8 protein-coding genes are annotated in these 10,648 nt (G+C 67.7%); all 8 read right to left on the bottom strand.

Going from position 1 to position 10,648, the window contains the following annotated elements; genetic code table 11:
* Nucleotides 1-82: 82 nt before the first annotated feature.
* Nucleotides 83-898 (bottom strand): ABC transporter permease, encoded by an 816-nt coding sequence (locus ACYVI5_RS00730; RefSeq protein ID WP_460578581.1) that lies wholly within the window; start codon nucleotides 896-898, stop codon nucleotides 83-85.
* Entirely contained in the window at nucleotides 895-1,962 is a 1,068-nt protein-coding gene (locus tag ACYVI5_RS00725; RefSeq protein ID WP_460578580.1) for an ABC transporter ATP-binding protein, read from the bottom strand. The genes ACYVI5_RS00730 and ACYVI5_RS00725 overlap by 4 nt, the downstream gene beginning before the upstream one ends.
* 4 nt (nucleotides 1,963-1,966) lie before the next feature.
* Nucleotides 1,967-3,016 (bottom strand): permease prefix domain 1-containing protein, encoded by a 1,050-nt coding sequence (locus ACYVI5_RS00720; RefSeq protein ID WP_460578579.1) that lies wholly within the window; start codon nucleotides 3,014-3,016, stop codon nucleotides 1,967-1,969.
* Nucleotides 3,013-3,378, bottom strand: a complete 366-nt coding sequence (locus ACYVI5_RS00715; RefSeq protein ID WP_460532864.1) for a PadR family transcriptional regulator — start codon at nucleotides 3,376-3,378, stop codon at nucleotides 3,013-3,015. Before ACYVI5_RS00715 ends, ACYVI5_RS00720 begins: the two co-directional genes overlap by 4 nt.
* Nucleotides 3,379-3,539: 161 nt before the next feature.
* Nucleotides 3,540-4,397: an endonuclease domain-containing protein gene (locus ACYVI5_RS00710; protein WP_460578578.1), complete on the bottom strand. Its 858-nt coding sequence runs from the start codon at nucleotides 4,395-4,397 to the stop codon at nucleotides 3,540-3,542.
* Between the two features lie 276 nt (nucleotides 4,398-4,673).
* The gene (locus ACYVI5_RS00705; RefSeq protein ID WP_460532870.1) at nucleotides 4,674-5,153 is read right to left on the bottom strand and encodes a DUF6121 family protein; all 480 of its coding nucleotides are present in this window, start codon (nucleotides 5,151-5,153) and stop codon (nucleotides 4,674-4,676) included.
* A 90-nt stretch (nucleotides 5,154-5,243) separates the two neighbouring features.
* Nucleotides 5,244-6,365, bottom strand: coding sequence for an MFS transporter (locus ACYVI5_RS00700; protein WP_460578577.1), 1,122 nt, complete (start codon nucleotides 6,363-6,365; stop codon nucleotides 5,244-5,246).
* Nucleotides 6,366-6,731: 366 nt separating this feature from the next.
* Nucleotides 6,732-10,613 (bottom strand): DNA-directed RNA polymerase subunit beta', encoded by a 3,882-nt coding sequence (locus ACYVI5_RS00695; protein ID WP_460532876.1) that lies wholly within the window; start codon nucleotides 10,611-10,613, stop codon nucleotides 6,732-6,734.
* Nucleotides 10,614-10,648: the final 35 nt, after the last annotated feature.

Raw genomic sequence — 10,648 nt, 5'->3', positions numbered from 1 at the left:
GTACGCGACGAGACCGGGCGCTGTGCACCTAGGGTCGTCGCGTACACCTAGTGTCGCTTGATTGGATGGGGGGCCGGCGCCGTCACAGGCTGCGCTGGTACCCGCGTAGCGCCCGCACCGACCACACGAAGGCCAGCACCGCGAGGACGACCAGGCCACCGACGAGCAGCAGTGCCGAGGCATCCGTCGTGCCTGCCAGGGTGTTGCGGGCGAGGTCGACCGACCAGGTCATCGGGTTGAACTTCGACACGTTCTGCACCCATTCCGGCATCAGCGACGCCGGCATCATCGTGGTGGAGAGGAACGTGACCGGCAGCACCACGATCTGCGAGATGCCGATGAGCGCGACCTGGTTGCGCGTGGTGAGCGCGGCCGCCGTGGACAGCGAGCAGAAGATTGTGCCGAGCAGCAGCGCAGTCAGCAGGGCGAGCGCCATCCCGCCGACTCCGCCGGGGTAGCTCGCGCCGCCGAGCCAGCCGATGAAGAACACGACGATCGACTGTCCGAGGCAGATGATCAGCTGCTGCACGAGCTGGCCGGTGACGATCGCGGTGCGGGAGACCGGTGCGGTGAGCAGCTGGTCCATGACGCCGGACTTCATGTCGTCGATGTAGCCCGACCCCGCCCACGCGCCGCTGTACAGCACGGTCATCATGAGCACGCCGGGCACGAGGAATGTGGCGTACCCGGTGCCGCTGAACCCGGGCAGCTTGCCGAGCGAGGAGAACACCTGCCCGAACAGCAGGATCCACACGATCGGCTGCACGAGCGAGAACGCCGCACCCCACACCTGCCTGCGGGTGTTGGTGATCCAGCGGCCGGTGATCTGCGCTGTCTGGGTGAGCCATCCGGCTCGTACGGGGTGGGCCGGCGCGACGCCGGCGACAGTGGTGGTCATGCTGCTTCTCCGTTCAGGGTTGTGGATGCCTCCGGCTTCGCCGCCGCGGATGCTTGCGGCTCCGCTGCGGCGTCGGCGGTGTCGAACGAGCGGCCCGCGTAGTGCAGGTACACGTCGTCGAGGCTCGGGCGGGATGCAGAGACCGCCCCGAACACGATGCCCGCCGCTTCGAGTGCCGCGATCGCGGGTGCCACGGCCGACGACGCGTCGTCGGTGCGGGCCACGAGCTGACCGTTCGTCCCCTGTGTCTCCACGACGACGTCGCGCAGGCCGCGAACCGTCGAGGCCGCCCTGCGCACCGTCTCGACATCCGGTTCGACGAGCGAGACGCGGAGCGTGTCGCCGTTGAGGGATGCCTTCAGCTCGTCGGGACTTCCGCCAACGACCTTCGTGCCGTGATCGATGATCATCACGTCGTCAGCGAGCCGGTCGGCCTCCTCGAGATAGTGCGTCGTGAGGATGACTGTGATGGCGCTCTCGGCGGACAGCCGGCGGATCTCCGCCCACATCGCCGCCCGCGCCTCGGGGTCGAGCCCGGTGGTGGGCTCGTCGAGGAACAGCACGCGCGGTGCGTGCACGAGCGCGGCCGCAACATCCAGCCGGCGCCGCATGCCGCCGGAGAACTTGCCGACCGGGCGATCGGAGGTGTCGCCCAGCCCGAACTCCTTCAGCAGAGCGGATGCCCGGGCGCGGGCATCCGCCCCGCTCATGCCGCGCAGGCGGCCGGCCAGCACCAGGTTCTCGGTGCCGGTGAGGAGCGGGTCGGTGCTCGCTCCCTGCGAGACGTAGCCGATGTGCTGGCGCACCTCGGCCGGGTGGCGCACCACGTCGATGCCGTCGATCCGTGCGGATCCACCGCTCGGGCGGCTCAGCGTGGTGAGGATCTTCGTGGTGGTGGACTTGCCTGCGCCGTTCGGGCCGAGCATCGAGAAGACGATGCCGGCCGGCACCTGGAACGTCAGGCCGCGCAACGCCTGCACAGGCGTGCGGTGCGCGCCGCGGTAGGTCTTCGTGAGCCCGGCCGCGTCCACAGCCAGGGTGCCGGCGGTGCTGCGTGCGGGCATCCGCTCATTCATGGTGTGCTCCATTCGATTCGTTGCGGCCGGCGGGGAAGAGCATCCGCGCCAGCACGAGGAAGAAGACGACGAACCCGGCCACCAACGCCAGCCACGACCAGACGAAGCCGACCGTGAGGCTGAGGATGACGAACACTGCGACCGAGACCACCATGATCACCACCGTGTAGATGCCGAACCGGGCCGCCGCCGCAGGGTCTTTGCTGAAGCGGTCGCCACCGTCGAACTCGTTCGTGTAGACGCTGCGCAGCCTGGCCATCCACGGCTTCTTGCGGTTCGTCTGCGTCGCGCCGAGGTAGCTGAACCAGGCGATCGAGACGACCACGAGGGGCGCCGCGATCACGATCAGCCACAGCTGCGCCAGGTGAGTGGCGTAAAGCGCGCCGAGCGCGAGGCCGGCGAGCCCGAGGAACGCGGATGCTCCGTACCCGATCGCGCGGCGGCCGGGCACCGGGTAGTTCGTCGTGGTCTCCTGATGCGTGCCGTCGCTCACGATCACGCCGATCGGGGCGGCCAGCAGCACGATCGCGGCCACTGCCGACGCGCCGATCGGCCAGCCGAGGATGCCGAGCGCCGCCAGCACGGTGAGCGCGAGCCCCGCGGCGGCCACCACGGAGAGCAGTACCGTGCGCACGACGAACGCCGGACGAGGACGCACGCGATGCCGCTGCACCAGCTCGAACGTGCTGCGGCCCGTCGCGGCATCCGCTCCCCCGGCTTTCGTGTCGGCGGCCGCCATACGTGCGGCTGCGTCTCTTGCGAACGCGGTACCTCGCACCGGCTCACCGGCGGCGGGGCCTGCAGGTTCGCCGGCGACCTCGGCGGCCAGCTGCTCGATGTCGCCGAGCTCGGCGAATGCCGTCGACACGGCCGCCATGGGTCCGGCACCGGATGCCTCCAACTCCGCGACGCGGGCGGCCAGGCTCGCGCGCAGCTCGTCTTTCAGGTCACGCAGGTCGTCTGTGTCGGGAAGGCGCCGGAACGCCTCGTCGAGGCGGGCATCCAGTTCCCCACCGGCAGACGTGTTGTCGCTGCCGCTCATGAGCGGCCCCCTTTCAGGTTCAGAAGTGTGTTGATGATCGCCTGCGTCTTCAGCCAGTCCTCGACGTTGCGTCGGTACACGGCACGCCCGGCGTCGGTGATGCGGTAGTACTTGCGGCGGCCGCCCTGCGTCTCGTCACCCCAGTACGGCTCGATGAGTCCGTCTTTGGTGAGGCGACGGAAGCTCGCGTAGAGCGTCGCTTCCTTGATCTCGTACTCGCCGCCAGTGGCGTCGCGGATCGCCTTGTGGATCTCGTAGCCGTACCCGTCGCCGCCACGCAGCACGCCGAGCACGATCGTGTCGGTGTGGCCGCGCAGCAGGTCGGCGGTGAACGCCGCGGATGCCTGCGAGTCTTCTTGCATGGCCAGTACTGTAACAGATCAAGTACTCTCGCTGCAATCACGCTGTGTGCATGGGATTCGGTGGTCGCAAATTGCGGGTGTTCCCCGGGCGGACTCGCAATTTGCGACAGCGGAATGGGGCACGAACACCATCCGGTGGAGCGCGGGGGGTTAGTGGGGAGTCAGCGAGCGTCGATGGCCGTCCGGACGCGGCGCACCAATTCCTGGGGGTGATCGAACAGGAGCCGCTTCGTCACGCGGATGACCCGCCACCCGTGTGCGGTCAGGGCGTCGTACCGGTCGACGTCCTTGGCCCATTGCTGCGCATCGCTGCGATGGTGATCGCCCTCGTATTCGATGGCGATCCTGAGTTCCGGGTAGGCCATGTCGACGCACGCCAGGAACATTCCGTACTCGTCGAAGACGTCGTGATCGAGCGTCGGCTCCGGCAGACCGGCATCCATCAGCGTGAGGCGCGTCCAGGTCTCGGGCCGCGATGAAGCGCCCAGCCGTACCAACGGAAGCGCATCGCGAAGCGTTGAGACTCCGACGCGGCGGCCGGCCCGTACACAGGCATCCAGTTCGGCGATCGTGCCGAGCGGTCGGGAAAGCGGTCGGGCAAACGCACCGGGTGCCCGCGGCACGCGGACAATGGCATCCGCCATGGCGACGACATCGTACGGATGCTCGAGCATCGGCGCCACGGCCGCCCAGGTCGAGACCGGGCTCGAGACCCGAAGGCCGGTCTTCGGATGCCGCCGCACGGTCGTGCTGCCCTTACGCGCCTGGTGTCCGTGGACGCCTCGACCACGGGACGCTCGTAACGGCGCGAACACGCTGACGTCGAGCGCGCTCGTGTTCTCGATCGCAGGCGGAAGCGGCAGACCCCAGATGATAGCCGCCGAGAGGTGACTGAAGAACTCGTGCTCGGTCATCCGGAGCGCGTATTGACGAGCAAGGGCGATGATCGGATGTTCCTTCACGACGTCCGGGTCGTCCTCGTCGTTCTTCTGCAGTCCCTCTTCCGTCGGCGGCCTCACACGCACGCCGTGAAACGGGGTCTGCAGGTCCCGGGCCCTCAACCTGGACGCTGAAACCCCGGCATCCCGGGCTTGCTTGGCGGTGAACGACGGTCCGAGCTCGGAGGGAATCGGCGACGGCTGCATGCCCGCACCCTGCCCGAAACCGGCCTTCTCCCGCGCGAGCCCTCCACAGGCATCCGAAGCGCATCGCCTCACGCTTCCGCTGTCGCAAATTGCGGGTGCGCCCGCCACCAACCCGCAATTTGCGACAGCGGAACGCTGGCGTGCAGCCGTTCAGCGGTCGCGCTTCTCCCACGGCCAGCGGGGGCGGCCGCGCTCGTCGATGCGCGACGACAGCACGATCATGTCCAGGAGCACGACGACGAGGGAGAGGATGCCTGCGGCCGCCGCGAACGGTCCGATCAGCTGCTCGACGACGAACGGCAGGAACTGGAACGGGTCCGTGACTCCCACGACCATCGCGCCGGCGACCGCATAGCCGACGTAAGATCCGGCGCCGCTCAGCAGTGCAACCCCGATCGCGATGTCGTGCGCGTGACGCGGCACCCGGAGCGCTCGCACCATCAGCACCGCGAAGACGACAGCGGAGGCGACCCCGCAGGCGATCGGACCGGCGTACAGGCCGGCATCCGCGTTCTCGATCACGTCGCGATTGAGCATCACGCTGAGTACGCCGAGCGCGGCGATCAACAGCGCGACGTACAGCACCGTCGCGAAGAAGGCGAGGGTGGCGGCGTATCGACGGAATTCCATGGCGGGATGCTGCGCTTCGGCGATTCGGCGGCGCTCACGCACGCGCTGGTCCACGCTCATCGAACGTGGAGCCGGCGTTGAGCGTGCGGTTCAGGCTCCCGGGCTCGTGGTGGGCCCGGCGGCGATCCGCCTGTCGTACTCGCGCTGCGCCTCCAGGTTAGCCGCGCGGATCCGTCGGCCGCGGGCCGCGATCCAGGCACCGAACCAGAGGGATGCCTCGCGCGCGATGACACCGGCGAAGATCGCGGTCGGGCTGACCGCGATGGTCCTGAGGAACTGCCCGGCAAAGGAGGCAGACACGTGCAACACGTCGACGGAGAGCAGCGTGCCGCCCATGTAAGCGAAGTAGACGACGACGCCGACGAAGAACGATCCGAGTACGTGCGCCCACCATCCGGCGCGGTTGACGATCGTGATGAGGAGCGCCTCAGCGAGGAAGAAGACCACGACCGGCAGCCAGAATGCGGCCGTCTGCAGGAAGTGCTCCCACGTCACCATCGAGCCCTTCTGGCCGCTGGCCACGATGAGCGCAAGGCTCACGAGCGCGAAGACCACCGCGAACGCGACCGTGGCGACGATGTCGATGAGGATGCCCATCAGCCGGTTGCCGCGCCGCTTGGGCGGAGTCGGAGCCGTGACGTACATCGGGGTGGGCGCCGCCACCGTCGCCGACGCGATCCCGCCCTCGAGCCCTGTCGTGCCCGCCTGCTCGGCGGATGCCGTCTCTTCGTACGGAACAGGCTCCGGTGCCGCCGGCGCGTGTTCCGCCGCCGGCTCACCGTCATACCCTGCTGCCGGGTGTTCGGATGTCTCTCCCGACGGCTCGGGCGGCAGGATCACGGGTTCCGCTCGCTCGTCGGGCCGCGCCTCGTCGTGTTGATCGGAGACCACGTCGAACGCCGCCGTGTCGTCGCCAACGGAGGACTGGGCCGGCTGATCGACGGGACGCCGCGCCGCTACAGGAGCCGCCACGGGAGCGTCCTCGGCGGGAGCCTCGCGAGGGGTTTCCGCCTCGACGGGAGCCTCACCCGCGGCGGGATGCTCCTCGGTGACGAGAGGCTCCTCTTCGGCCGGGACTCCCTCGACCGAGTCCTCCGCGGGAGCGTGCGCCGATTCGTGGCCAGACGGCGTCACGTCATCGGATGCGCGGTTCAGGTCGGCGGGCTCCGACGGCTCGTCGGCGCCTCGTGCCTGCGGTGTGTCGTTGCTCATGGTGCCCCCTGTTGTGTGAACGCGGCGCACCGCGTGGCGGGCTGGGTCGGCTGTCGCCGTGCACGGCTTTCGCCGCTCAGACAGCTTTCGTCACGGTAACAGCGCGCGCCAAGGGCTTGCGCGAGGCGCACCGCGCGGTCTCGAGGCGACGAGTGGCGAAATGCGCAGGAGCCCCGCGCCTTGCGGCGCGGGGCTCCTGAACGGCTTGGTCAGTTATATCGCGGCTTCGCCGCTCACAACTTCAATCGGTCGGGGAAAGCGAGCAAGCTCGCTCTGCTCTCACCTTGGTCAGTTATATCGCGGCTTCGCCGCTCACAACTTCAATCGGTCGGGGAAAGCGAGCAAGCTCGCTTTCCCCTCCCTCAATCAGTTGTAAGTCCCCGGGGTGTAGTCGTCCGAGCTGAAGCTGTCAAAGTCGACGAAGCTCAGGTCGTTCTCGTTGAACACGGTGTCGTCGGTGAAGATGCGGTTCGGGTAACGCTCCGCCTTCGCCTCCTCCGTGGCCTCGACCGTCACGTTGCGGTAACGCGGCAGGCCGGTGCCGGCCGGGATCAGCTTTCCGATGATCACGTTCTCCTTGAGACCGATCAGCGGGTCGCGCTTGCCCTCCATGGCGGCCTGCGTGAGAACACGCGTGGTCTCCTGGAACGACGCGGCCGACAGCCACGACTCCGTCGCGAGCGAGGCCTTGGTGATACCCATGACCTCCTGGCGGGCGGATGCCGTCTTCTTGCCCTCGGCGAGCGCGGCGCGGTTGATCGCGTTGTACTTCGACCGGTCGACGAACTCACCGGGCAGCAGGTCGGTCTCACCGTGGTCGACCACGGTGACCTTGCGCAGCATCTGGCGCACGATCACCTCGATGTGCTTGTCGTGGATCGGCACACCCTGCGAGCGGTACACGCCCTGCACGCCGCCAACGAGGTGCTCCTGCACCGCGCGGATGCCGCGCACGCGCAGCACCTCCTTCGGGTCGACCGTGCCGACGATGAACTGCTGACCGAGCTCCACGTGGTCGCCGTCCTCGACGAGCAGCGTCGAGCGCTTGAGCACCTGGTAGCGGTGCTCCTCGTCGCCGTTGTCGGGGGTGAGCACGACGTAGCGGGCCTTCTCGGTGTCCTCGATGCGCACGCGGCCTGCGGCCTCGGCGATCGGGGACGCACCCTTCGGGGTGCGCGCCTCGAACAGCTCCTGCACGCGGGGAAGACCCTGCGTGATGTCGTCCGCGGATGCCGAACCACCGGTGTGGAACGTACGCATCGTCAGCTGCGTGCCCGGCTCACCGATCGACTGCGCCGCGATGATGCCGACAGCCTCTCCGATGTCCACGAGCTTGCCCGTGGCCAGCGAACGGCCGTAGCACGCCGCGCAGACACCGACGGCGGACTCGCAGGTGAGCACGGAGCGCACCCGGATCGTCTCGACACCGGCCGCGATCAGCATGTTGATGAGCACGTCACCGACATCCGATCCGGCCTCGGCGAGGACGGTGCCCTTCTCGTCCACCACGTCGGTGGCGAGGCTACGACCGAACACCGAGTTCTCGGCGTTCTCGTCGCGGATGAGCACACCCTCGGAGTCGCGCGCACCGATCCTCAGGTCGAGACCCTTGGTCGTGCCACAGTCGTCTTCGCGGATGATGACGTCCTGCGAGACGTCCACCAGACGACGCGTGAGGTAGCCGGAGTCGGCCGTGCGCAGAGCGGTGTCGGCCAGACCCTTGCGGGCACCGTGCGTCGCGATGAAGTACTCGGCCACCGAGAGTCCCTCGGAGTAGCTCGAGATGATCGGACGCGGGATGATCTCACCCTTCGGGTTGTTCACCAGCCCTCGCATACCGGCGATGTTGCGCACCTGCAGCCAGTTACCACGAGCACCGGAGGACACCATGCGGTTGATGGTGTTGTGCTCCGGGAAGTTCTCGCGCATGGCCTTCGCGACCTCGTCGGTGGCATCCGTCCAGATCTTGATGAGCTCCTGACGACGCTCGGCCTCGGTGGTGAGACCCTTCTCGTACTCGCTCTGGACCTTCGCCGCCTTCTTCTCGTACGAGGCGATGATCTCCTTCTTCGACGGAGGCGTCACGATGTCGCTGAGAGCGACGGTGACACCGGAGCGCGCTGCCCAGTAGAAACCGGCATCCTTGATGCGGTCGAGCGTTGCCGCGACCTCCACCTTCGGGTACCGCTCCGCCAGGTCGTTCACGATCGACGACAGCTTGCCCTTGTCGGCGACCGCCTCCACGTAGGGGTAGTCCTCCGGCAGGGTCTCGTTGAAGATCGCGCGACCGAGCGTGGTCTCGCGCAGCGCGGTGCCGCCCTGCACGAAGCCCTCGGGGGCATCCTCTTCCGCAAGGTAGAGGTTCTCGAGACGGATGCGCACCTTGGCGTTCAGGTCGAGCGAGCCCTGGTCCTTGGCGAGGATCGCCTCGGACACCGACGAGAACGCACGGCCCTCGCCCTCAGCGCCTTCCCTGATCGTCGTCAGGTGGTGCAGACCGATGATCATGTCCTGTGCGGGCAGGGTCACCGGGCGACCGTCGGACGGCTTCAGGATGTTGTTCGATGCGAGCATCAGGATGCGCGCCTCGGCCTGCGCCTCCACCGACAGCGGCAGGTGCACGGCCATCTGGTCACCGTCGAAGTCCGCGTTGAACGCGGCGCAGACGAGCGGGTGCAGCTGGATGGCCTTGCCCTCCACGAGCTGCGGCTCGAACGCCTGGATGCCCAGACGGTGCAGCGTCGGCGCGCGGTTCAGCAGAACGGGGCGCTCACGGATGATCTCCTCGAGCACGTCCCACACCTGCGGGTTCGCGCGCTCCACCATGCGCTTGGCGGCCTTGATGTTCTGCGCGTGCTGCAGGTCGATCAGCCGCTTGATGACGAACGGCTTGAACAGCTCGAGCGCCATGTCCTTCGGCAGACCGCACTGGTGCAGCTTGAGCTGCGGGCCGACGATGATGACCGAACGGCCCGAGTAGTCCACGCGCTTGCCCAGCAGGTTCTGGCGGAAGCGGCCCTGCTTTCCCTTGAGCATGTCGCTCAGGGACTTCAGGGCGCGGTTGCCGGTGCCGGTGACGGGGCGGCCGCGGCGGCCGTTGTCGAACAGCGCGTCGACGGCCTCCTGCAGCATGCGCTTCTCGTTGTTCACGATGATCTCGGGGGCACCGAGGTCGAGCAGACGACGAAGACGGTTGTTGCGGTTGATCACGCGACGGTACAGGTCGTTCAGGTCGCTCGTGGCGAAGCGGCCACCGTCGAGCTGCACCATCGGGCGCAGCTCCGGCGGGATGACCGGAACCACATCGAGCACCATGGCGGCCGGCGAGTTGCCGGTCTGCAGGAACGAGCTGACGACACGCAGCCGCTTGATCGCGCGGATCTTCTTCTGGCCCTTGCCGTTCGCGATCTGATCGCGCAGCATTTCGGCTTCGGCGACCAGGTCGAACGCCTCGAGGCGCTTCTTGATCGCCTCGGCACCCATGTAGGCCGTGAAGTACAGGCCGTAACGGTCGAGCAGCTCGTTGAAGTCGGCATCCTCGGGCTTGAGGTCGCCCACCTTGAGCGTGCGGAACGACTCCCACACGCGCTCGAGTCGCGCGATGTCCTCGTCGAAGCCCTTGCGGATCTGCGACATCTCCTTCTCAGCGCCGTCCCGGGTGCGGCGCTTCTGGTCGGCCTTCGCGCCCTCCTCTTCCAGCGCGGCGAGGTCGTTCTCGAGCTTGGCCAGGCGGTCGGCCACACGGGCGTCGCGCTGGTCGGTGAGCGCCTTGATCTCCAGGCGCAGCTCGTTCTCCAGGCCCGGCAGGTCTTCGTGACGACCGTTCTCGTCGACGTCGATGACCATGTAGGCGGCGAAGTAGATGACCTTCTCGAGGTCCTTCGGCGCCATGTCGAGCAGGTAGCCCAGGCGCGACGGCACACCCTTGAAGTACCAGATGTGCGTCACGGGGGCGGCGAGCTCGATGTGACCCATGCGCTCACGGCGCACGGAGGACTTGGTGACCTCCACGCCGCAGCGCTCGCAGACGATGCCCTTGAAGCGCACGCGCTTGTACTTGCCGCACGCGCACTCCCAGTCGCGGGACGGACCGAAGATCTGCTCACCGAACAGACCGTCCTTCTCCGGCTTCAGGGTGCGGTAGTTGATCGTCTCGGGCTTCTTGACCTCACCGTGGGACCAGCGACGGATGTCGTCTGCCGTGGCCAGGCCGATACGCAGCTCGTCAAAAGTTGTTGCGTCGAGCAATTTCTCTCCTAGTAGAAAGTTCGTCAGTAAGGGTC

The organism is Humibacter ginsengisoli (assembly GCF_054780095.1).
This window is presented reverse-complemented; position numbering and strand designations above follow the sequence as displayed.